At 71.4% G+C, this 21,407-nt stretch carries 17 protein-coding genes; 4 read left to right on the top strand and 13 right to left on the bottom strand.

From position 1 onward, the window contains the following. Positions 1-13 precede the first annotated feature (13 nt). Positions 14-337, top strand: coding sequence for a hypothetical protein (locus OHT76_RS06080; protein ID WP_328869713.1), 324 nt, complete (start codon positions 14-16; stop codon positions 335-337). Positions 338-1,964: 1,627 nt separating this feature from the next. Here the strand turns inward: OHT76_RS06080 and adh are convergent. From adh to xylB, 6 genes are all read right to left on the bottom strand, one after another. Beyond that, complete coding sequence (adh, locus tag OHT76_RS06075; RefSeq protein ID WP_328869712.1) at positions 1,965-3,488, bottom strand: aldehyde dehydrogenase; 1,524 nt, start codon at positions 3,486-3,488, stop codon at positions 1,965-1,967. A gap of 296 nt (positions 3,489-3,784) precedes the next feature. Next, positions 3,785-5,089: a GAF domain-containing protein gene (locus OHT76_RS06070; RefSeq protein ID WP_328869711.1), complete on the bottom strand. Its 1,305-nt coding sequence runs from the start codon at positions 5,087-5,089 to the stop codon at positions 3,785-3,787. Between the two features lie 131 nt (positions 5,090-5,220). Then, on the bottom strand, positions 5,221-5,820 hold the full coding sequence (locus tag OHT76_RS06065) for an N-acetylmuramoyl-L-alanine amidase (RefSeq protein WP_328869710.1): 600 nt from the start codon (positions 5,818-5,820) through the stop codon (positions 5,221-5,223). Between the two features lie 24 nt (positions 5,821-5,844). Then, entirely contained in the window at positions 5,845-6,858 is a 1,014-nt protein-coding gene (locus OHT76_RS06060) for an acetamidase/formamidase family protein (protein ID WP_328869709.1), read from the bottom strand. 207 nt (positions 6,859-7,065) lie between these two features. Next, complete coding sequence (locus OHT76_RS06055) at positions 7,066-8,253, bottom strand: ROK family transcriptional regulator (protein WP_328869708.1); 1,188 nt, start codon at positions 8,251-8,253, stop codon at positions 7,066-7,068. Between the two features lie 27 nt (positions 8,254-8,280). Beyond that, a complete protein-coding gene (gene xylB / locus OHT76_RS06050) occupies positions 8,281-9,726 on the bottom strand; it encodes a xylulokinase (RefSeq protein WP_328869707.1) in 1,446 nt (481 codons plus the stop codon). Between the two features lie 149 nt (positions 9,727-9,875). Here xylB and xylA point away from each other — a divergent pair, with 149 nt between their 5' ends. Together xylA and OHT76_RS06040 are read left to right on the top strand one after the other, a co-directional pair. Beyond that, positions 9,876-11,042, top strand: coding sequence for a xylose isomerase (gene xylA / locus OHT76_RS06045; protein WP_328869706.1), 1,167 nt, complete (start codon positions 9,876-9,878; stop codon positions 11,040-11,042). Between the two features lie 160 nt (positions 11,043-11,202). Further along, a complete protein-coding gene (locus tag OHT76_RS06040; RefSeq protein WP_328869705.1) occupies positions 11,203-11,637 on the top strand; it encodes a hypothetical protein in 435 nt (144 codons plus the stop codon). A gap of 56 nt (positions 11,638-11,693) precedes the next feature. Here the strand turns inward: OHT76_RS06040 and OHT76_RS06035 are convergent, their stop codons facing one another. From OHT76_RS06035 to OHT76_RS06025, 3 genes are all read right to left on the bottom strand, one after another. Next, positions 11,694-13,019 (bottom strand): esterase-like activity of phytase family protein, encoded by a 1,326-nt coding sequence (locus OHT76_RS06035; RefSeq protein ID WP_328869704.1) that lies wholly within the window; start codon positions 13,017-13,019, stop codon positions 11,694-11,696. A gap of 151 nt (positions 13,020-13,170) precedes the next feature. Beyond that, positions 13,171-14,424, bottom strand: coding sequence for an SWIM zinc finger family protein (locus OHT76_RS06030; protein ID WP_328869703.1), 1,254 nt, complete (start codon positions 14,422-14,424; stop codon positions 13,171-13,173). Then, on the bottom strand, positions 14,421-17,330 hold the full coding sequence (locus tag OHT76_RS06025; protein WP_328869702.1) for a DEAD/DEAH box helicase: 2,910 nt from the start codon (positions 17,328-17,330) through the stop codon (positions 14,421-14,423). The genes OHT76_RS06030 and OHT76_RS06025 overlap by 4 nt, the downstream gene beginning before the upstream one ends. Before the next feature lie 273 nt (positions 17,331-17,603). On the opposite strand from OHT76_RS06025, the gene OHT76_RS06020 reads away from it, so the two are divergent. Continuing rightward, on the top strand, positions 17,604-17,786 hold the full coding sequence (locus OHT76_RS06020; protein WP_328869701.1) for a hypothetical protein: 183 nt from the start codon (positions 17,604-17,606) through the stop codon (positions 17,784-17,786). A gap of 67 nt (positions 17,787-17,853) precedes the next feature. Here OHT76_RS06020 and OHT76_RS06015 read toward each other — a convergent pair whose 3' ends face one another. The 4 genes from OHT76_RS06015 to OHT76_RS06000 all read right to left on the bottom strand — a co-directional run bounded on the left by OHT76_RS06015 (position 17,854) and on the right by OHT76_RS06000 (position 21,344). Continuing rightward, a complete protein-coding gene (locus OHT76_RS06015; protein WP_328869700.1) occupies positions 17,854-19,239 on the bottom strand; it encodes a tannase/feruloyl esterase family alpha/beta hydrolase in 1,386 nt (461 codons plus the stop codon). Positions 19,240-19,402: 163 nt separating this feature from the next. Then, on the bottom strand, positions 19,403-20,272 hold the full coding sequence (locus OHT76_RS06010; protein WP_328869699.1) for a hypothetical protein: 870 nt from the start codon (positions 20,270-20,272) through the stop codon (positions 19,403-19,405). Between the two features lie 135 nt (positions 20,273-20,407). Beyond that, the gene (locus OHT76_RS06005; protein WP_328869698.1) at positions 20,408-20,704 is read right to left on the bottom strand and encodes a hypothetical protein; all 297 of its coding nucleotides are present in this window, start codon (positions 20,702-20,704) and stop codon (positions 20,408-20,410) included. Positions 20,705-20,813: 109 nt separating this feature from the next. Next, positions 20,814-21,344 (bottom strand): PadR family transcriptional regulator, encoded by a 531-nt coding sequence (locus OHT76_RS06000; RefSeq protein WP_328869697.1) that lies wholly within the window; start codon positions 21,342-21,344, stop codon positions 20,814-20,816. Between the last annotated feature and the right edge of the window lie 63 nt (positions 21,345-21,407).

Below are 21,407 nucleotides of genomic sequence, written 5' to 3'. Positions count from 1 at the left end.
ACAGGCCGAGACGATGCGGGAACAGGTCGCGCAGCTGACCGCACAGCTCCACGAACCCGGCCGGGCCGCCGAGGAAGTCCGGATCACCCGCACGACACTGCTGGGGCTGCCCGCGCCGCCGGCACCGAAGCTGCCGGATCATCCGGCCTACCAGCAGATCATGGCGGTGTTCACCGCGGCCGAACACCCGCTGCGGGCCCGGCAGGTGTGCGAGCCCATGGACCTGGCGGTCGCACCCAACAACATGCACAACGTCCGCCTCAAGCTCAAGCGGCTGGCCGGCCGCGGGATCCTGACCGAGACCGAGCCAGGCTTGTTCGCCCAGCCTCGGCCGTAGCCGACCGGCGTCGCCACGACTTCCCCGCTCGTCCCGCACGAAACGAAGAATCGGGCATCAGGTCTCATACCACCCTCTGGAGACATCTTGGCCAACGACATCGGTCGTAGAAGGCTCTGCCCCGACTGCTGGGGTGGAGCCATTGTGCGTTGGAAGGGGAATCCGCTGCGCGCGGGTTCGGGACCCTCCTCCGAGCTGGCGCGATGGACGCAAGCCGTACGCGGCCCTCGTAGCAATGGTCGAGGCGGGCGCGGGTGTGGCCGCCGCTGGTCAGCTTGACCCTAAGCAGCGAAACGACCGCCGAGTGTTCCACAACGGGTCGCCTGTCGGAGCTACTTCCGCGCCGCTGACAGGTCTTCACCTGGTGAGCTTCGTACGCCACAATGGCTTCAATTCCGCTCGGGGGATTTGGACGCCCCTCCCCGCACGAACTCGGGTTCGCCAGCCGAGAAAGTCGGATGCGAGGCGCTTCCATAAACGACGTCGGAGATGTGCCGGCGTAACGCGTTGTGGAAGGCGGTTGGAGCCCGAAGCTCCCTGGACCGAGAGGACCTTGTGCGCATGGCGAGCACTATCGACCCGTGAGGGCGCGGCCGCTGCTCGGCCTGGTTTCAGGGGGCGCTCTGATACCCGTCGCAGTGGCCTACCCGTGGGTTGCTCTCATCCCCCTGTTCAGTGCGCTGGCCATACTGGCCTGCGTCGTTGTCCCTGGCGTCTGGTCTGCGAAGCCAGATCGGCGGCGGGATGCCCGTGCCATGACCGAACTACTGCTTGGCATGCCTCCTCGAAGGCGTCGGTGACCCGTGCTCAGACGTGCCGTCACGGGGCTGGCCACAGGCCGGTGTGGAGCTGAATTCCCCGCTCCCGCGGGGTTGGTCTCGCGCCGTGCTCGTCTTCGCCTTCCCGCTTGGTGTGATGCCAGGATGCGGCGCGTTGGGCTTCGTGCAGGCCGCGCACTTGACTGCGACGACCGTCGGTTGATCCTCGCGGCTGTCTCAACCCAGCCCTGTCCTGGTACTGCAGCGAGGCCGGTACCAGGGACCATGAAGGTAGTGCCATGTCCTCCACGGCACGTAGCGCGAGGGCCCGTGTCTCCAGGGCGGTGCGTAAAGCAGTGCTCGGCGAGGCATCCGGAAGGGTCCGATAGGTGATGGCGCGAAGACCGAGGAGGTGCCGACGAACTCGCCGATAGTTTGGTGGAGGGCTGTGCGTCTGACCTGTTCATCGTCGCGCACCTTCACCTCGGCGCTCCGGTCGTTCCCGACTGGGGGCAATCTCGACACTCACCGCACAACCGGATCCGTGGGTTCATCGCCAAGCACTGCTGAGTCGACTCCTTCCAGACTGCGGTTCTTGAAGAACCGCCCGACTACAGTGCTTCACTGCAGCAGTGGGTACGCTTCGCGCGGGTTGCCCGGAGGGTGCCCCAACTTCTGCCACCCCGTTTCGGGGCTCCGTGGCTGGCGATTTCTCGCATGCGAGGCGCCGGTTGGCCCGTGTCTGGTCCGGGAGTCACGCAGAAAGCGAGTGGATTACTCCGCTCTGTATCTGAATGTTCACAAATCGTGACTCCGAGTCCCGGGTGCCTGGAGGGCGAAAGCTCCCGCCGGGCATGCGACTTGTGGCTCTAGAAGAACCCAAGTTTCTTCGGACTGTATGAAACAAGAACGTTCTTCGTCTGCTGGTAGTGCTCCAGCATCATCTTGTGCGTCTCCCGGCCGATCCCCGAGCCCTTGTAGCCGCCGAACGCCGCGTGGGCCGGGTAGGCGTGGTAGCAGTTCGTCCAGACGCGGCCCGCCTGGATCGCGCGGCCCGCGCGGTACGCCGTGTTGGCGTCGCGGGTCCACACGCCGGCGCCGAGGCCGTACAGCGTGTCGTTGGCGATCTTGATGGCGTCGTCGAAGTCGTCGAAGGAGGTCACCGAGACGACCGGGCCGAAGATCTCCTCTTGGAAGATCCGCATCCGGTTGTTGCCCTCGAAGATCGTCGGCTGGACGTAGTAGCCGCCCTTGAGTTCGCCGTCGTGCTCGATGCGCTCGCCGCCGGTGAGGATCCGGGCGCCTTCCTGCCGGCCGATGTCGAGGTAGGAGAGGATCTTCTCCAGTTGGTCGTTGGAGGCCTGGGCGCCGATCATCGTGTCCGTGTCGAGCGGATGACCGGTCTTGATCAGCTCGGTGCGGGCGACCGCCGCTTCCATGAACTCGCCGTAGTGGCCGCGCTGGACCAGCGCCCGTGAGGGGCAGGTGCACACCTCGCCCTGGTTGAGCGCGAACATCGTGAAGCCTTCGAGGGCCTTGTCGCGGAAGTCGTCGTCGGCCCGCCAGACGTCCTCGAAGAAGATGTTCGGGGACTTGCCACCGAGTTCGAGGGTGACGGGGGTGATGTTCTCCGAGGCGTACTGCATGATCAACCGGCCGGTCGTGGTCTCGCCGGTGAACGCCACCTTCGCCACCCGCGGGCTGGACGCCAGCGGCTTGCCCGCCTCCACACCGAAGCCGTTCACCACATTGATCACGCCCGGCGGCAGCAGATCGGCGATCAGGCTCAGCCAGTAGTGGATGGAGGCGGGGGTCTGCTCGGCCGGCTTGAGCACGACCGCGTTGCCCGCCGCCAGCGCCGGAGCGAGCTTCCAGGTCGCCATCAGGATCGGGAAGTTCCACGGGATGATCTGCGCGACGACCCCGAGCGGCTCGTGGAAGTGGTACGCCACCGTGTCGTCGTCGATCTCGCCGAGCGAGCCCTCCTGGGCGCGGATCGCGCCCGCGAAGTAACGGAAGTGGTCGACGGCAAGGGGGATGTCGGCCGCCAGCGTCTCGCGTACCGGCTTGCCGTTCTCCCAGCTCTCGGCGACCGCGAGTTGCTCCAGGTTCGCCTCCATCCGGTCGGCGATCTTCAGCAGGATGTCGGAGCGCTCGGTCACCGACGCACGGCCCCAGGCCGGGGCCGCTGCATGCGCGGCGTCCAGGGCCCGCTCCACGTCCTCCGCCGTGCCGCGCGCGATCTCGGTGAACGGCTGCCCGTTCACCGGGGACGGGTTCTCGAAGTACTGCCCCCGAAGCGGCGGCACGTACTCGCCGCCGATGAAGTGGTCGTAGCGCGCCTGGTAGGAGACGATCGCGCCCTCGGTCCCGGGTGCCGCGTAACGGGTCATGCCGGCCTGCCTCCCTGCAACAGCGCTGCCCGCCGTTGGGCAGCTCTCGGCGCGAGGCTAGGGAGCGGGAGGTTGCAAGGACGTTGCGCGGGTCCGGGGGTCGGGGCGGCCTCCGGGCAGCGTGGGCACGCGGTCCGGTGGCGCGGTCAACTCTGACTGTTCGGGGCGCCTTACGGGCAGCGGGGGCACGCGCTCCGGTGGCGCGGTCAACTCTGGCCGTTCGGGGCGCCTTCCCGTCAGCGTGGGCAGGCGCTCCGGTGGCGCGGTCAGCTCTGACTGGTCGGGGCATCTTCCGGTCAGCGCGGCCCCCGGCCCGGCGGCGCCGCCAGCTCCGACTCCAGCGCGGCGAGACGGGAGCGGACCGGGCCCGTCGGGCGTACGGCGGCCAGCGCCCGCCACACCTCGAGGTCGTCCTCGCCCCAGGGCGCGTGCGCCCAGTCCGCCAGCAGGTCGGGGTCCCGGCGGGCGATCAACGCCGCACGCAGCCCGTCGGCGAGCCGCCGCCTGACCCGCACCACCGCCGGCGCCTGGGAGGCGGGCAGCAGCGGACCGGTGTACGCCGTCGCCGCCGCGCTGACCGCCCCCGCCGCCAGCCGCCGCTCGACCACGTCGACATCCGACTCGACCGGCACGGTCAGCCGGTACGGCCGCGAGGCCAGCAGCCCCGGACCGAGAAGCCGCCGCAGCCGGGCCAGTTCGGCCCGCAACGTTACCGGAGTCACCGACTCGTCCTCGTACAGCGCGCACGACAGCTCGTCGCCGGTCAGCCCCTCCGGGTGGCGGGCGAGCAGCACGAGGATCTCGCTGTGCCGGCGGCTGAGCCTGACCTTGCGGCCACCGGTCAGCAGCTGTGCCTCGTCCCGTCCCAGCGCGGACAACTCATGGGTGTCCGCGGCCGGGCCCGCCGGGGTGAGCAGGGCCAGTTGGGACTCGGCCGCCCGCGCGACCGCCTGGACGAAGCCCAGGCTGTGCGGATGCGCAAGCCCGTCCCCGCCGGTGATGTCCACGGCCCCGAGCACCCGCCCGGTACGCGGGTCGTGCACCGGCGCCGCGGCACACGTCCACGGCTGCACCCGCCGGATGAAGTGCTCGGCCGCGAACACCTGCACCGGCCGGTCGACGGCGACCGCCGTGCCCGGCGCGTTCGTCCCGACCGCCGTCTCCGACCACCGGGCGCCGGGCACGAAGTTCATCCGGCCCGCCTGCCGCCGGGTCGAGGCATGCCCCTCGACCCACAGCAGCCTGCCGTGCGCGTCGCACACCGCGAGCAGATGCTCGCCGTCCGCCGCGAACGAGCCCATCAGCTCACGGAACAGCGGCATCACCCGGGCCAGCGGATGCTCCGCGCGATAGGCGCCGAGGTCGCCGTCCGCGAGTTCCACGCTCGCCGTTCCGTCGGGCCCGACACCCGCTCTCGCGGAACGCCGCCACGAGTCGGCCACCACGGCACGCACCGGCTTCGGCACGGTGCCCGCCGCCGTGAACGTCTCATGGGCACGGAGCAGCATCCGCGCACGCTCGGCAGGGTCGGCCCCCGGCTCCAGGGCCACCCACGGATCGGTCAACTCGGCCTCCCCGGACGGCGATACGGCTGGGGACATCGTCACTCCGGGTACGCGCGCGGACAACCTTTTCGACTGCCGTCACCCGAACGACTGGCCGGATGTCTCGATCCGGCGGGCCTTGACGATCCTCCGGCGGCCCTGACGATCCTCCGGCGGCCTGACGAGCTTCAGGCGGCCTTGACGAGTCCGATGTAGCGCCCCCAGTCCCAGTGGGGCCCGGGATCGGTGTGGTCCGTGCCCGGCACCTCATGGTGGCCGATGATGTGCCTCCTGTCTCTCGGGATGCCGTGTCTGGCGCAGATCGCCGCGGTCAGCGCGGCCGACCGCTCGTACAGGGCGTCGGTGAAGTAGGCGGGCCGGTCCACCCAGCCCTCGTGTTCGATGCCGATGCTGCGGGTGTTGTAGTCCCAGTTCCCCGCGTGCCAGGCGATGTCCGACTCCCGCACGCACTGCGCCACATGTCCGTCGGCGGAGCGGACGACGTAGTGCGCGGACACCTTCTTCTTCGGGTTCTGGAAGACGGCCAGGGTGCCGGAGTAAGTCGTCTGCGTGACATGGACGATCACGAGGTCGACGGTGTACTCCACGGGTCTGCGGGCGTCGGTGAAGTTGGCTCTGTTCGCTCGCTGCCATTCGGCGGTCGGGTGGTCGGGTGCCTGGACCTGTGCGCCGGCCTGTGGGCCGGGGAGCAGTCCGTACGGCACGGCGGCGAGGGCGGCGCCCTTGAGCAGGAGGCGTCTGTTGGTCAGTGGTCGTGCCTGTTCCATCCGGGGTGGTGCCTCTCTGTTGGGTCAGCGCAGGAGCGTCGATGCGGTGTCGCGCAGGCGGGCGTGGACTCCGCGGTGCGTCTCGCGCCGGGGCAGCCACTCCTTGCGGAGTTTGGCCACGCATGTGTAGTTGGTGTCGCACACATTGGCCAATGGCGACTCGACGGCCTGGGTTGCGAACTGGTACGCGTCCAACTCGCTGAAGCCGTAGTCGCGCACCAGCCACTGCACCAGGTCGAGCTGGGATATCCGGAACGCGTCCTCCAAGGGGCGTGCCGATCCGGTCGAGATGATGTGTGTGTCCGACTCGATGCGCGGCCAGGGTGTGGCGAGCCCCTTGAGCAGCTCGACGATCACCACGGTGTTCATCGCGCACTCGACCGCGACACCGCAGGTCTCGCCCTCGCCCTGACGGGCATGTCCGTCGCCCAGACTGAGCAGCGCTCCCTCGACATTCACCCCGAGATAGCAGGTGACGCCGGCCCGCATCTCGGGCGTGTCCATGTTCCCGCCGTGCGCGTCCGGTACGAGCGCCGAGCGGACCTCCAGATTGGCGGGGGCCACCCCCACCGTGCCGTGCAGGGGATCGATCGGCAGCTCGGCCTCGAAGTTGCTGTCGTGCGCGCGGAACAGGGCTGTCCGCCGGGTTCTGTCGAGCTGCCAGATCCAGACCGTCTCCGGGAGCGGCGGCTGGAGCGTGGCCGTGGTGTGGGTCGAGGTGAGCGCGCCGAACAGCGGGACGGTGGTGGACGCGGCCCAGTCACGGGCGGGTTCGATCGAGACGAAGTGCACGGCGACGGTGTCCCCGGGCTCCGCACCCTCGATGTGGAACGGGCCGGTCTGCGGGTTGAGGTACGGGAACTCGCAGACCTCGGACACCAAGTCCTTCTCGGAGCGCACCCGTCCGCCGAAGCAGTCCTCCGTGAACAGGTCCAGCACCGTGCCCGGTGCGATGTGCGCCAGGGGCGGGGCGCCGCCGAACGTCCAGGCATATTCGTCGGGTTGGGGTCGGACGGTCAGGATCCGGGGGTCGCTCATCGCCGCTCAGCTCCGTTCTGCCACAGGTCACGGGGAGGAGGGGCGGGGAGCGCCCTCGCGTGAATCACGGTACGGCGCGGAGGGGTTGGGCCGAAGGGGGCGCTGTGTTTCCGTGGACGGTGGTCGAACTGTGGAAAACTCCGTCACTCGATCGAGTGGAGCCCGCCTGGGATCAGGTCTGTTCGTCCCAGCGAAGCCCGCCTGGAATCAGGCCCGTTCGCCCACCGCCGCCGGATCGTCCAGCACTCTTCGCACCACCCAGTGCGCGGCACCCAGCAGCGGCCCCTCGGGCCCAAGCCGCGACACGGACACGGGACACGCCGCGCCCGCCGTACGCCCGTCCAACTCGGCCTCCAGCGAGGGCAGCAGCCAGGGCGCGAGCCCGGCCAGCGCACCGCCGAGCACCACGCTCTCGGGGTCCAGTAGATTGACCGCCCCGGTCAGCGCGACGCCGAGCGCCTCGCCTGCGTCGTGCAGAGCACCTCGTACGTCCTCGTCCCCCTCGGCCGCCCGACCCGCGAGCAGCCCGACGCGGTCCTCGCCCGGTGCCAGGCCGGCCGCCCGCAGCACGGCCTCCTCGCCGGCGTACTGCTCCAGACAGCCGCGCCCCCCGCACGGGCACGGCGGCCCCTCGGGGCGGACCGGCACATGCCCCAGTTCCCCCGCGAATCCCCGGGTTCCGCGCAGCAGTTGTCCGTCCACGACCACGGCCGCACCGATGCCGATCTCCGCGGACACATGCAGGAAGTCCCGCGGGGTCCCCTCGCCGAGCCAGAGTTCGGCGAGGGCGCCGAAGTTGGCCTCGTTGTCCACGGCCGGCGCGAACTCCGCGGGCAGCAGGGCCCCGAGGTCGACGTCGTGCCATTCGAGGTTCGGCGCGCGGACGACCGTACGGCCGTCGCGTGCGACCAGGCCGGGCACTGCCACCGCGAGTCCGGCGGGCCACAGCCCCTCGCGCTCCGCCTCCGCCACGACCGTCCGCACCAGCTCGGTCAGTTCCCGGATCACCGGTTCGGCGGAGCGCCCCCGGTTCGCGCCGTGCCGCACGGCCCTGGCCCGCACCGCGCCGCGCAGATCGACCGCGCACACCGCGAGGTGGTCGACGCCGATCTCGGCGCCGATGCCGGCCGGGCCGTGGGCGCTGACGGCGAGCGCTGAACCTGGGCGCCCCACCCGGCCCGGCCGCTCCGGGCCGAGCTCCTCGATCAGGCCCGAACGGATCAGCTCGTCCACGAGGGTCGACACTGCCGCACGCGTCAGACCGATCCGTGAGGCGACGGCGGCGCGGGACAGCGGGCCCTCCGCGCTGACGGTGTGCATCACCCGGGACAGATTGCGGCGGCGCATGCCCTGCTGGGTGTCGGGCAGCGCCCGTCCGGGAAGCGGTGCGGTCATTCCTCCGTCAGTCCTCGATCGGTGCGGTTACTGGGCCTTCGTCCCCCGCTCCAGCAGCGGGGCCGCGTCGGAGAGTACCCCGGCGATCCGCGCCAGGGTCGCCTCGTCCCGCTCCACCGCGTCCAGCACCGGACCCGCGGCCGTGTTCCAGCGCCGGGCGACTGCGGCCGGATCTTCGCCGGTCAGCAGGCCGGCCGCCTGGGCCGCGGCGCCGAGCGCCACCAGTTCCTTGGCCTCGGGCACCTGTACGGCACGGCCCGACAGCCTACGTACGGTCTGCTGCCAGGCCGTGCCGCGCGCGCCGCCGCCGATCAGCAGCAGCGGGGCCGAGCGGTCCGCTTCGGCGTCGAGGACCAGGTCCAGCGCGCCCAGCAGGGAGTGGACGGCGCCGTCGTAGGCGGCCTGGAGGAGCTGGCCGGCGGTGGTGTCGTGGCGCAGGCCGAGCAGCAGACCCGAGGCGTTGGGCAGGTTCGGGGTGCGTTCGCCGTCCAGGTAGGGCAGCAGCGTGACGTCGGCGGCCGGTTCCACCGCCTCGCGGTCCAGGCCCAGCAGCGCGGCCACGCGGTCGACGGCGAGTGTGCAGTTCAGGGTGCAGGCCAACGGCAGCCAGTCGCCGTGCGCGTCGGCGAAGCCCGCGACCGTGCCGGTCGGGTCCGCGGGGCGGTGCTTGGAGACGGCGTACACCGTCCCGGAGGTGCCGAGGCTGAGCACCGGGGTGCCGGGGCGCAGGCCTAGGCCGAGCGCGGCGGCTGCGTTGTCGCCGGTGCCGGGAGCGACCAGGGTGCCCTTGGAGAACGGCAGGTCGTGGTGGGTGCGTACGGTGCCCGCCACCTCGCCGGGCCGGACCACCCGGGGCAGCAGCGCGGGGTCGAGGCCCACATGCGCCAGGGTTTCCTCGTCGTACGACTCCGTCCCGGACGCCCACCAGCCCGTGCCGGAGGCGTCGCCGCGGTCGGTCGTGCCCTGTCCGGTGAGGCGCTCGGTGAGGTAGTCGTGGGGGAGTCGTACCGCCTTGGTCGCGCGGACGGCCTCGGGCTCGTGTTCGGCCAGCCAGGCCCATTTCGTCACCGTGAAGGACGCGCCGGGCACACTCCCGGTGCGCTCGGCCCAGGCCTTCGGGCCGCCCAGTTCCTCGATGAGACGGCGGGCCTGCGGCGCCGAGCGGACGTCGTTCCACAGCATCGCCGGGCGGACCGGTTCGCCCCGCTCGTCCAGGGTGACCAGGCCGTGCTGCTGGCCGCCGATCGACACCGCGGCGGCCTCGTGCGCCGCGTCACCGCACTGCCGCAGCGCCTCGCACAGGGCGTCCCACCACTGGCGGGGGTCGGATTCACGGCCCGCCCCCGAGGACACGGTGTGCGGGGCTTGGCCGCTCGCGACGACCTGCCCGGTGGCCGCGTCGACGACGAGGGCCTTGGTGGACTGGGTGGACGTGTCCACGCCGACGACGAGCGGTCCTTCGGCTGCTGACATCGGGCTCTCCTCTTGTGCGGCTGTGCGGCTCGTGTCCCTTCCCGGGGACAACTGTTCTCTTCCCAGAGATGCCTGTGCATACTAATTTGTAAATCGCCATGACGAAATAGTCGGCAGCAAGCAACTCGCAGCAGCCAAGGAGCCGCGGCATGAACTACCAGCCCACCCCCGAGGACAGGTTCACCTTCGGCCTGTGGACCGTCGGCTGGCAGGGACGGGACCCCTTCGGCGACGCCACCCGCCGCGCCCTCGACCCGGTCGAGACAGTGCAGCGCCTGGCCGAGCTCGGTGCCCACGGGGTCACCTTCCACGACGACGACCTGATCCCCTTCGGATCCTCGGACACCGAGCGCGAGGCGCACATCAAGCGCTTCCGGCAGGCTCTCGACGCGACCGGCATGACCGTGCCGATGGCCACGACGAACCTCTTCACGCACCCCGTCTTCAAGGACGGCGCGTTCACCGCCAACGACCGTGACGTGCGCCGTTACGCCCTGCGCAAGACGATCCGCAACATCGACCTCGCGGCCGAACTGGGCGCGAAGATCTACGTCGCCTGGGGCGGCCGCGAGGGCGCCGAGTCCGGTGCCGCGAAGGACGTGCGCGTCGCGCTGGACCGTATGAAGGAGGCCTTCGACCTCCTCGGCGAGTACGTGATCGACCAGGGCTACGACCTGCGCTTCGCCATCGAGCCCAAGCCGAACGAGCCGCGCGGCGACATCCTGCTGCCCACCGTCGGGCACGCGCTGGCATTCATCGAGCGCCTGGAGCGCCCCGAGATGTACGGCGTCAACCCCGAGGTCGGCCACGAGCAGATGGCCGGACTGAACTTCCCGCACGGCATCGCGCAGGCCCTGTGGGCGGGCAAGCTCTTCCACATCGACCTCAACGGCCAGTCCGGCATCAAGTACGACCAGGACCTGCGCTTCGGCGCCGGCGACCTGCGCGCCGCCTTCTGGCTCGTCGACCTGCTGGAGAGCGCCGGATACGCCGGACCGCGCCACTTCGACTTCAAGCCGCCGCGGACCGAGGACCTGGACGGCGTGTGGGCGTCGGCCGCGGGCTGCATGCGCAACTACCTGATCCTCAAGGAGCGCGCGGCCGCCTTCCGCGCGGACCCGGAGGTCCAGGAGGCGCTGCGGGCCTCGCGCCTGGACGAACTCGCGCAGCCCACCGCGGCCGACGGTCTGCAGTCCCTGCTCGCCGACCGCGCCGCGTTCGAGGACTTCGACGCCGAGGCTGCCGCCACGCGCGGGATGGCCTTCGAGCGCCTTGACCAGCTGGCCATGGACCATCTGCTGGGGGCGCGGGGCTGAACGAGCACGCGCGTGGGGCGCTGCCGTTCGGTGGCGTCCCGCGCGCGGCGCACGTCATGCCGCAGGGAATGCACCGGAATTGTGCCGTCCACGGCATGGGCCGGTATCAACTTCCGTAACGGCCTCGCGTGATCACCGCCGGGAGGTGACTCTGGGCGGTATGGCCATCCCGCCCGTACCGCCCCAGCCGCCCGGTCCACCGCCGGGCGACACGCCGCCCCCGGGCGGTGGTTTCGGACCGCCCACCGACGGCTTCGGACCACCTTCGTACGACCCGCCGCCCGGCGGAGGCCCGAGAAGGCGACGCGGTCCTCTGCTCGCCCTGCTCGCCGTGATCGTGGCGGGCGTGGCCGTCGCTCTGGTGGTGCTGTTGGCCTCGGGGAGCGACGAGTCGCCGGAGGAGAAGGCGCCCGCGGAGAGCAGCGAGAGCCCGTCGCCGAGGCCGTCGTTCAGCCTTCCGACCGAACTGCCCAGCAGACTGCCGAGCGAACTGCCGTCGGGTTTCCCCAGTGAGTTGCCAAGCGAGCTCCCCAGCGACCTTCCCAGTGAGATCGAGTCGCTGCTGCCGGACCTTGACGAGGTCGAACTGCCGTAAGGCAACGGCCGCATGCGTGGCGGAGATGAACCACCACGCACGCGTGCAGGCCGCTGTCAGATGCCGCGCGGCAGCCGGACGTACGTCACCCTCGTCTCGATCCCGCTGTCGACCAGTCGGCCCTGCGCGTCGAACGCGCCCGTCCCGTCGGTCATGCCGAAGTCGTTGTCGTTGATCAGGGCGAGGGTGTCGTGGTCCACGCGCGCGACGCCCTCGATCTTGCCGGGCACCCCGGCGACCGTGCCGAGATCGACGACCAGCTTCTTGGGGAGGACGGGCACGCCCGCGGTGGCCGGATCGTCGAGCTCCTCCAGCGACGGCGACGTCGTGTCGTCGTCCCAGGGACCGCCGAGAATGTTCGCGTCCTTGTCCAGCCGTACCAGGTGCAGCCGGGCCGCCTTGTCGGTGCGCTCTTCCACCAGCAGCCGGTTGCCGCCGACGGCGACCACCGAGGAGATCTTCAGCTCGGAGGTGTCGTCCTCGCTGGGGTCCACCACGTTCACCGGGTCGAAGCGGTAGGCGTACTCGGCGGTGACCGCCTTCTTCTTCGGCGAGAAACGCAGCAGACGAGTGGTGCGCGAGGCTTCACCGACGTCCGCGTCGGGCAGCGAGAGCGGGCTCTGCACGGCCATCACCAGGTCGCCGCCGGGAAGTTGGGCGAGCCCCTCGAAACCGCGGTTGGTCTTGCGGTGCAGCAGGACGGCGGGCAGCGCCTCGACCACCGGGTAGTCGGCGCCGGTGAGGTTCAGCCCCTCGGGCACGTAGCGCGTGAGGACCTTCCCGCGCGCGGAGACATGCACGAGCGAGGGCCCGTACTCGTCGACGAGCCAGAAACTCCCGTTCTTGGCCCGCACGATGCCCTCGGTGTCAAGACCATTGGGGTTGTACGACAGCGGCGTGCTCGCGTTGTACGAGTACGGCGCCTCGTCGCGGCCCTCCTGGTTGGACAGCCCGGTGACGGGTTTGCCGGAGGAGGTGGTCAGCGGGATCGCGTCGATGACCCGCACCGAGTCGCCCGAGACTCGGATCTTGACGATCGCCGGGTCGAAACCGGGCACCGGGAAGGTGCGGCGCTTGGTGCCGTCCACCTTGATCTGACCGTTGGGCCCGCGGTCGGTGACGGTCCAGAACTCGCCCTTGCGGCCCGTCGGGTAGATGTCGCTGCCGATGCCACCGAGATCGACACCCCGGTCGTCGGCGACCGTGCCGGGCAGCAGGGCGTTGCTGAACGCGGCGAGCGGTATGTCGCCGAGCGTGGCGGTGCCGATGACCCGGGCGTCCTCGGACGGTGTGCCCGCGGCCGGACCCGTTGCCGCCAGGACGGCCATGACGGCAAGGGGTACGCCCGCTGCGACGGAACGGTGGACGCGGCGCGGGGACATCGGGCCTCCTGAGGAGCAAGTTCGCTGACAGCGGCCAGATTTGGGCCCCGCGCGGAACGCGGCGCGACCAACGGATGAACCCGGGACGTCGGCCGCTCGTCGAGCCGACGTCCCGAACACCATGATCCCCGGGCGGACTTCGCGCAGGGCGCTACCCGTCGGACCCGGGCTCCGCCGAGGCAAGTGCCGTGGCCGGGTCCTGGGAGGGCCCGCCGGCCGGCACCCAGCGGCCCCGCTCCTTCCGGTACGGCCACCAGCGGCCGTCCAGCCCCAGCCGCACCTGCCCCGCCGTGCCGACGGCCGTCCACCGGTTGCCCTTGGCCCGCAGCGACGGACGCTCGCCCTCGTCCCAGGCCGACTCCAGAGCCGCACGCGCGCGTACGAGGGTTTCGCCCTCTACGGCCCACTCGTCCTCCAGTACGGACAGCGCGGCCGTCCCGCCGAGCTCCCAGGCCCGTACCGCCAGGGCCAACTGCTCCCGGCTGCGCCCCGAACCTTCGGCGAGGCGCTCCATCACGGCCTCCGCGGGAATGCCGGCGGCGAGCCGGACCGCGTCCTGTTCCGGCGGCAGGTCAGGGCGCTCCGCCGCTCCGCGCAGCGCGTCGACGAGCAGATGGTGCGCCTCCGCCGCGGTGCGGGCGGCGAGGTACTCCAGGGCGACGGGGTCGACATCGGACGGGGGAGGCGTCTCGGTGTCGAGGGACGGCGGTACACCCGGCTCCTCGGGGAGTTCGGGGAGGTCCGGCAGCGGCGGCAGGATGTACCCGGCCGCGAACGCCTCAGCGGCGTCCACGCCCTCCGGTTCGGACGCCGCCTCGGTGGGTGCGGTGCTGCGGGCCTGGAGGTCGTCCAGCAGGGCCCGTTCACCCCGTCCCCGCATCAACAGCAGCACGAACGGATCCTGGTCCAGCAGCCGCGCCACCTGGTAGCACAGGGCCGCCGTGTGCCTGCAGTGGTCCCAGGCCCCGCAGTCGCACTCGGGCTCCAGGTCGCCCATGCCGGGCAGCAGGTCGACGCCGGTGGCCGCCGCGTCCTCGACCAGGTGCGGCGGCATGTCGCGGTCCAGCAGCGCCGCGACATGCCCGGCCCGCTCGACGGTCATGTCCAGGAACCGGTCCCACTGTTCGTCGGACAGCTCTGCCAGCAGGACGTCCGCCCGGTGTTGTGTGCGGTCGTGGTCCTGCACGACGGCCGTGATGCGCCCCGGGCGCACCGACACCGCGCCCACGCTTCCCGCGCGGGCGAGCCTGCGGCCCGCCTTGAGCTGCTGGGAGTCGAGCGCGGTGTCCTCCAGCGCCTTCATCCAGGCCCGGCCCCACCACGTCTGCGCGAAGCCCTTCCCGTGCGCGGGCGGCAGCGGAGCGAACGTGCGCTCCACGTCCTCGTCACCGTCGTAGCGATTCATCGTGCGCCCCCTCGCAGTTCCACCAGATCGGCCAGTTCCGCATCCGTCAGCTCCGTGAGCGCCGCCTCACCGGAGCCGAGCACGGCATCGGCCAGCTCCTTCTTGCGGCTCAGCATGTCGGCGATACGGTCCTCGATCGTCCCCTCGGCGATCAGCCGGTGCACCTGCACGGGCCGCGTCTGACCGATGCGGTACGCGCGGTCGGTGGCCTGCGCCTCCACGGCAGGGTTCCACCAGCGGTCGTAGTGCACGACATGCTCGGCCCGCGTGAGGTTCAGGCCCGTGCCCGCCGCCTTCAACGACAGCAGGAAGACCGGGACTTCACCCTCCTGGAACCGGCGCACCAGCTCCTCGCGCGCGGCGATCGGCGTCCCGCCGTGCAGGAACTGGGAGTTCACGCCACGGGCCGCCAGATGCCGTTCGATGAGGCGCCCCATGCGCACGTACTGGGTGAAGACCAGAACGCCCGCCCCCTCGGAGAGGATAGTGTCGAGCAGTTCGTCCAGGAGCTCCAGCTTCCCGGAGCGCCCGGCGATCCTCGGCCGCTCCTCCTTGAGGTACTGCGCCGGGTGGTTGCAGATCTGCTTCAGGCCCGTGAGCAGCTTCACGATCAGTCCGCGCCGCGCCATGCTGTCGGCCTCGGCGATCTCCGCGAGCGTCTCGCGCACCACCGCCTCGTACAGACCCGCCTGCTCCTTGGAGAGCGACACGGCGCGGTCGGTCTCGGTCTTCGGCGGCAGCTCCGGTGCGATCCCGGGGTCCGACTTGCGGCGCCGCAACAGGAACGGGCGGACCAGCCGCGCGAGCCGCTCGGCGGCGGCCGGATCCTGACCGCCCTCGACGGGCTGCGCGTACCGGGTGCGGAACGTGCCGAGGCGGCCGAGGAGTCCCGGGGTCGTCCAGTCGAGGATCGCCCACAGCTCCGACAGGTTGTTCTCCACCGGGGTGCCGGTGAGCGCCACACGCGCGCGTGCGCCGATGGAGCGCAGCTCCCGCGCGGTCGCCGAGTAGGGGTTCTTCACATGCTGGGCCTCGTCGGCCACGACCATGCCCCACGGCGCCTCGGCGAGCCGGCGCGCGTCCAGGCGCATCGTGCCGTACGTGGTGAGCACGAACTCCCCGTCGGCGAGGGTGTCGAGGTCGCGCCGGGCGCCGTGGAAGCGGCGCACGGGCGTTCCGGGGGCGAACTTCTCGATCTCGCGCTGCCAGTTGCCCATCAGCGAGGTCGGGCACACCACCAGCGTGGGACCGGCCGACGAGTCGTCCGTCTGCCGGTGCAGATGCAGCGCGATGAGCGTGATCGTCTTTCCGAGTCCCATGTCGTCGGCCAGACAGCAGCCCAGGCCCAGCGAGGTCAAACGGGCCAGCCAGTTCAGGCCCCGCCGCTGGTAGTCGCGCAGGGTCGCCGCGAGCGCTTCGGGCTGCGGGACCGGCTCCTGCCCCTCCGGGTCGGCGAGCCGCTCCCGCAAGGCCGCCAGCCACCCCGTGGGCTGCACTTCGAGCCGGCGGCCGTCGACCTCGGTGGAGCCCGTCAGAGCGGCGCTCAGCGCGTCGACGGGCGTCACCTTGCGGTCCCGCTGCCCGCGAGCCCGGCGCACCTCCTCGGGATCGACCAGGACCCACTGGTCGCGCAACCGCACGAGCGGCCGGTTGGCCTCGGCCAGACGGTCCAGATCCTCACGGGTGAGCCGCTGGTCGCCCAGCGCGAACCGCCAGTCGAAGGCGAGCAGGGCGTCGGCGGACAGGAACGACGGCGTGTCGGAGGACAGGTCGGCGGGGCCCGTCTCGTCGTCGGGCGGGCCGACCACCGCGCGGGCGGTGAGTTCGTGGGCCAGCTCCTTGGGCCAGTGCACGTCGACACCCGCTCCGGTCAGGGCCCGGGCGCCGTGCGAGAGCAGGTCGGTGACCTCCTCGTCGGCCAGTTCGACGGCGTCCGGCACCGTGGCCGAGAGCAGGGGAGCGAGCGGCGGCCATGCGCGTGCCGCGCGGCGCAGCGCCAGCAGGGCGTCCATCCGCGCGCGGGAGCCGAAGGCGGAGGCCCCGGCCCACACCTGGGCGGCCTCCGCGACGAGCGCCGGATCGCTCACGCTGTGCACCTGGAGCACGGCACGGAACGCGGGCGCCGCATCCTCCTCGGTCACGGTGGCCAGGCCGGGAACCTCGACGCGCAGGGAGAGCCGCACCCCGGCGTCGTGGCCCGCGGCGACATCGGCCGCCCATGCGCGATGCTCGGGCAGCTGCTGCGGCTCTGGCGCGGCGTAGGCGGGGCCGCCGGTCACGAAGGGGGCCGCGGATGTGCGGGGCAGGGTGTCCGCGACGGCGTCCAGGAAGGCGCGCAGCAGCCGTTCGGGGTCGGGCAGCCGCAGGGGGCCGGTGGTCTTCAGTGGCACGGCGTGCGCCTCGGGCGGCATCGCCGCGGCGAGCCGTCGCATGTGCTCGAGGTCCGTAGTGCTCAGTGGGCCGGTGCGCCAGGCGTCGTGGTCGGTCGGCGACAGTCCGGGCAACAGCAGTCCTCGCGCCGCGAACTGCAGCGCCAGCACAGCCGCCGCGCCCCAGAACTCGGACCCTCGATGCGCGTGGCCGGAGGCACGCGCGCGGGTCAGGACGGGCAGGGCCGCGCGCAGGGGCAGCAGCACGGCGGGGACGCTCGTGGGCTCGACGCGGTCACCGCCGGGCACGACGAGGGTCAGGTCCCCGGTCGACCCCGCCTCGACGAAGGGCAGGGCATCGCCGTCGGGGTGCCAGAAGGCGACCTTGCCGGTGCGTGCCGGATCACCGGGCATGAACACGGCACTGCAGTGGGCCAGTTCGAAGATCTCGGAGGGTGTTGCCGGGGGAACCTTCTGCACAGCGATGGTGAGTTCCTCAAATTTGACTACCGGGGCGAGTCGCCGAGGGTACAGCATCGGATGGATCGATCCGGCATGACAGGACTGTGTTCCGCATCACTGCCGTGGGAGGGTAGGTATGCCCCTGCGCGGACGCCGCTCGCGCACACGGCGAGCCCCTCCGGAGCGAGTGGTCCGAGGGAGTGGGGCAATCCGAGGGAGTGGGCCAAGAGGAGAACCAGTAGGGGGAACACCTCAGGGACGTCTCAGGGTCGCGGTTCGGAACCGCGGGAAGCGCGGGCCCGTTTTGAGAGCAGAGAGCGGCAGTGCGCCGCGGAGGAGGCGACACATATGACGAGGAACCACAAGATCGCCGCAGGAGGTGCGGCGGTCGGGATCATTCTGCTCATCTGGCTGCCCTGGTGGGCAGCGCTTCTGATCATTCTGGGCGTCCCGGCCGCCGCCTACCTCGCACTCGACCCCTCACAGCGGCGCAGGTTGCGCCGCGCCGGCCGCAAGGAACTCGGCCGCTGAGGCACCGGGGCCTGGCCAGTGGATGCCGGCATGATCCGCCGACCAGGTCCCGGCGCCCGGCCGGGCCCTAGCGCCTGGCCGGGGCCGACAGCGCGCAGGAGTCGACCACATCGCCGCTCGCGGGCCTGCCGACGGTTCGGTCCGCGGGCGGCCGGACGTCCCGCTCCACCCAGGAGACCAGCGCTTCGAACGCCGAGCGGTAGCAGGGCAGGATGGGCCGCAGCCGGTCCGGATGGCTGTCGTACAGCCCGTCGACGTGGGTGCCGCCCTCGATCGTGTAGTAGCGGTGCAGTGAGCCCCGACCGGCGGAGCCGACCATCCGCGCGTACACATCCGAGTCGGCCGCCTTCGGCAGCAGCGCGTCCAGATCGCCGTGCAGCGTGATCAGCGGCCGGCCGATCCGCCCGGTCAGTGCCACCCTGGCCACCGCGCGACGGACGGAGTCCGGACGCGACGCGTAGTCGTACGTCGCGTCCTCGGCGCAGGGCGCGAGAATCTGCTCCGGGGTGGTGCCGGCGGACGGACCGGGGCAGCCCGGGGCGTACGACGGGTCGAACTCGGCGCGGTAGATCTTCTGTGTGACGCCCCAATACGCCTTCTCGTGGTACGGCCACAGAAACTCGGAGCCACGCGCGAAGCCCACCGCGTACAGATCCTCATCACGCGCCGAGCCGGCCATGCGCGCCACGGTCGTGGGGAGCGAGGTGAGCAGATGGGGGCCGTCCGCGGTCCACAGCGCCCCTTCCCAGTCCACGCCTCCGTCGTACAGCTCCGGATGGTTCTCCAGCTGCCAGCGCGTGAGGTAGCCGCCGTTGGAGATGCCGGTGATGTACGTGCGGCGCGGGAGATGTCCGTAGCGCTGGGCCACGGCCTGCCGGGCGGCGCGGGTGAGTTGCGTGGTGCGGGTGTTCCACTCGGCCACCGCGTCACCGGGCCGGGTCCCGTCGCGGTAGAAGTCGGAACCGTTGTTGCCCTTGTCGGTCGCCGCGTACGCGTAGCCCTGGGCGAGCACCTGGTCCGAGATCGCCTTGTCCGTCGCGTACTGCCGACGCGTGCCCGGCGCGCCCGTGACCACCAGGCCGCCGTTCCACCGGTCCGGCAGCCGGACGACGAACTGCGCGTCGTGCTTCCAGCCGTGCGTGGCGTTGAAGCGCGAGGAGTCCGGGAAGTAGCCGTCGATCTGGATCCCGGGCACCCCGGACGGCACCCGGGTGCCGGCTGCCGTCAGCCCCGCCTGGTCGGCCATGTCGGTGTACGGGGTGCCGGCAAGGCCTGTTGTGGTCAGGTCCGGGAGACAGGCGCTCTGCTGAAGCGCCGCGCCAGGGATCCGCACCCGCTCCTGGCGCGCGCAGTGGTCCTCCCCAACGGGCGTGGCCCCGACCGGTGTCGGCCAGGTGAGCGCCGCCGCCATCAGTGTGGCGGCGACGAATGGAACACCTCGGGACAGGCGCATGACGGCCTCCAGGCACGGGAGTTGACGAGAGGGGGCGGCAGCCGGAGCTGCCCCATGGTGCGGTCTCTCATCCGCCTCATCCATGGGTTGGGGCCACATGGATAAGTGCCGTCGCATGGGGGACCAAGACAGGCGTCCCCGAGCATTCCCGGTGCGTACGGCCTCAGCTGGGGCGTACGGCCATCTTGTCGAGCGCCTCCAGGAGACCCGGCAGCTCCGGACCGCGGCCCACCGGCAGGACCTCGCCGGGCTCCTCGTCGAGCAGCACGAAGGCGATGTCGTCGGTCCTGGCCACGAGCGACCAGCCGGGGCCGTCGGCACGCAGGGTGCGGGCTTCCCCCGACGCGAAGGCGGACCGGACCCGCCCGAGCGGCGGCGGGGTGTCCACGTACGCGCGTGCCTCGGCGAGGACCCGGCGGATGCCGCTGTGTCCCTTCGGCTTCGGCTCGCCCGCGTCCGAGGCCTCCTCCGCGGCTTCCTGTGGGGCTTCCTGCGCCTCGGCAGCCTCGGAGCCACCCCCGGGGCTCGGGAAGTCGGCATCGTCGATCTGCTCGCGCCACAGGGCCCACTGAAGGGCGATCTCGTCGGCGCCCAGCCGACGCTGCGCCGGGCCCCAGACGGAGGTGTCCGGCGGCGCCAGGGGCGGGCCCTCCGCGACGTCGGGGCCGGGGTCGTGCGGCGGGGGCACGTTGGGGGCCGCGACGGCGACCGCCAGGGGCCAGCCGGGGAGGGCGGCGACGACCGTGCGCTCGTCCGGTGACAGGTCGTACTCCATGCCGCAGTCCCAGGACGCGATGGCGACCGCGACCAGCGAGACGTCGTCGATGACGACCGTCCAGCGGCAGCCCTCGCCGTCCTGGCCGATCACCAGCCCGTACCCGTCGGCGAGCGGCGCGAGGCCGAGCGCCGCGCAGGCCTCCGGATAGTCGTCGCCCAGCACGCTCGGGAACTTCGCCGGCGTCAGCAGCACCGCCGTGAGCACATAGAGCGCGTCGTCCTCGGCGGCGACGGCGCCCTCGTCCGTCCCGGCCATCCCAGCCTCCCCATCGGTTCGTCCATCGGCGCGCACCCTAGTGCGAGCGGAAGGCCCTTGTCACGACTCCCCAGCCACCCGGAGCTGCAGTTTTCGGCTGGACGGGGTGAAATCGCCCCTCCTTCGCGGGGCGGGTCAGGCCGCCGGAAGGCCGAGGAGGTTCCGCGCGACGGTCCGGGGGGACTCGTCGCGTTCCCGTGCGAGGGCGATGACGGCCCGGCACGCCAGCTCGTTCACCCCGAACGACAGCGCCTCCGGCGACACCCACCCGGCGACCTCGTCGATGCGCTCCTGGTCGTCCTCCGCGCAGGCCGAGACGTAGGCCGCGGCGGCTTCGAACAGATTGTGTGTACGCCCGTCCTGATCGGCGTGCGACTCCGTGCGCCAGGCATCCAGGACTCTCCCCCAGGACTGTCGGACCCTGCCGAACATGCTGACCACCTTCCCCCTGTGTGGTTGCCATGGCTGATCGTCCATCTCCTGCTGTTCAACGTAGAGTTGGAGTTCCGGCGGCAGAAGGGGGACGGCGCGGTGAACCGCGTCAGATGCCCGCTTCGAGCGCGGCGATCGTCTCCCGGAGCCAGCCCAGTTCGGCCCGCGAGGTGGCGCGCGCGATGGTGAGGATGCCGCGCCGGAAAGGGTCGTCGAACTCCTCGGCGCTGAGCGGCCGGTCGCCGTCGTAGAAGAGGCTGGCGGGTTCCTCAAGGAACGCAAGGCGGCGCCGCAGCACGGCCGTCTGGGCCTTTGCGTCGTCCAGGTGCCGGAGGAAGGCCAGCACGGTGAACCAGCGGTTCTCATCGGTGATGTCGCGCTGGACGGGTTCGGCGAGCCGTCGCCGCAGTTCCCGTCTGCCCTCCTCGGTGAGCGTCAGGACGTGGCGGGGGGCCGCCACGGCGCCGGGCTCGGTGGTGCGCTCCATCAGGCCCGCCGTCTCCAGGCGCTTGATCGCCGGATAGAGCGTGCTCTCCGCGATCGGGCGCACATGACCCGTGAGCGCGGTGATGCGCTTGCGCAGCTCATAGCCGTGCAGGGGTGCGTCGTAGAGGAAACCGAGGATGGCGAGCTCCAGCATGGCCACATCTTCGCGCAACCGCACGGGTGATGCATCGCTCTGGATATACATCGGTTCCGATGT

The sequence above is a fragment of the Streptomyces sp. NBC_00287 genome, from assembly GCF_036173105.1.
GTDB lineage: Bacteria > Actinomycetota > Actinomycetes > Streptomycetales > Streptomycetaceae > Streptomyces.
This window is presented reverse-complemented; position numbering and strand designations above follow the sequence as displayed.

What these genes read in the sequence shown, in the direction of transcription:
- xylB (WP_328869707.1), bottom strand. Translation starts at nt 9,726, where the DNA reads ATGTCAGCAGCCGAAGGACCGCTCGTCGTCGGCGTGGACACGTCCACC.
- OHT76_RS06025 (WP_328869702.1), bottom strand. Translation starts at nt 17,330, where the DNA reads ATGCTGTACCCTCGGCGACTCGCCCCGGTAGTCAAATTTGAGGAACTC.
- xylA (WP_328869706.1), top strand. Translation starts at nt 9,876, where the DNA reads ATGAACTACCAGCCCACCCCCGAGGACAGGTTCACCTTCGGCCTGTGG.
- OHT76_RS06005 (WP_328869698.1), bottom strand. Translation starts at nt 20,704, where the DNA reads ATGTTCGGCAGGGTCCGACAGTCCTGGGGGAGAGTCCTGGATGCCTGG.
- OHT76_RS06070 (WP_328869711.1), bottom strand. Translation starts at nt 5,089, where the DNA reads ATGTCCCCAGCCGTATCGCCGTCCGGGGAGGCCGAGTTGACCGATCCG.
- OHT76_RS06040 (WP_328869705.1), top strand. Translation starts at nt 11,203, where the DNA reads ATGGCCATCCCGCCCGTACCGCCCCAGCCGCCCGGTCCACCGCCGGGC.
- OHT76_RS06010 (WP_328869699.1), bottom strand. Translation starts at nt 20,272, where the DNA reads ATGGCCGGGACGGACGAGGGCGCCGTCGCCGCCGAGGACGACGCGCTC.
- OHT76_RS06030 (WP_328869703.1), bottom strand. Translation starts at nt 14,424, where the DNA reads ATGAATCGCTACGACGGTGACGAGGACGTGGAGCGCACGTTCGCTCCG.
- OHT76_RS06015 (WP_328869700.1), bottom strand. Translation starts at nt 19,239, where the DNA reads ATGCGCCTGTCCCGAGGTGTTCCATTCGTCGCCGCCACACTGATGGCG.
- OHT76_RS06060 (WP_328869709.1), bottom strand. Translation starts at nt 6,858, where the DNA reads ATGAGCGACCCCCGGATCCTGACCGTCCGACCCCAACCCGACGAATAT.
- OHT76_RS06055 (WP_328869708.1), bottom strand. Translation starts at nt 8,253, where the DNA reads ATGACCGCACCGCTTCCCGGACGGGCGCTGCCCGACACCCAGCAGGGC.
- OHT76_RS06020 (WP_328869701.1), top strand. Translation starts at nt 17,604, where the DNA reads ATGACGAGGAACCACAAGATCGCCGCAGGAGGTGCGGCGGTCGGGATC.
- OHT76_RS06000 (WP_328869697.1), bottom strand. Translation starts at nt 21,344, where the DNA reads ATGCTGGAGCTCGCCATCCTCGGTTTCCTCTACGACGCACCCCTGCAC.
- OHT76_RS06080 (WP_328869713.1), top strand. Translation starts at nt 14, where the DNA reads ATGCGGGAACAGGTCGCGCAGCTGACCGCACAGCTCCACGAACCCGGC.
- OHT76_RS06065 (WP_328869710.1), bottom strand. Translation starts at nt 5,820, where the DNA reads ATGGAACAGGCACGACCACTGACCAACAGACGCCTCCTGCTCAAGGGC.
- OHT76_RS06035 (WP_328869704.1), bottom strand. Translation starts at nt 13,019, where the DNA reads ATGTCCCCGCGCCGCGTCCACCGTTCCGTCGCAGCGGGCGTACCCCTT.
- adh (WP_328869712.1), bottom strand. Translation starts at nt 3,488, where the DNA reads ATGACCCGTTACGCGGCACCCGGGACCGAGGGCGCGATCGTCTCCTAC.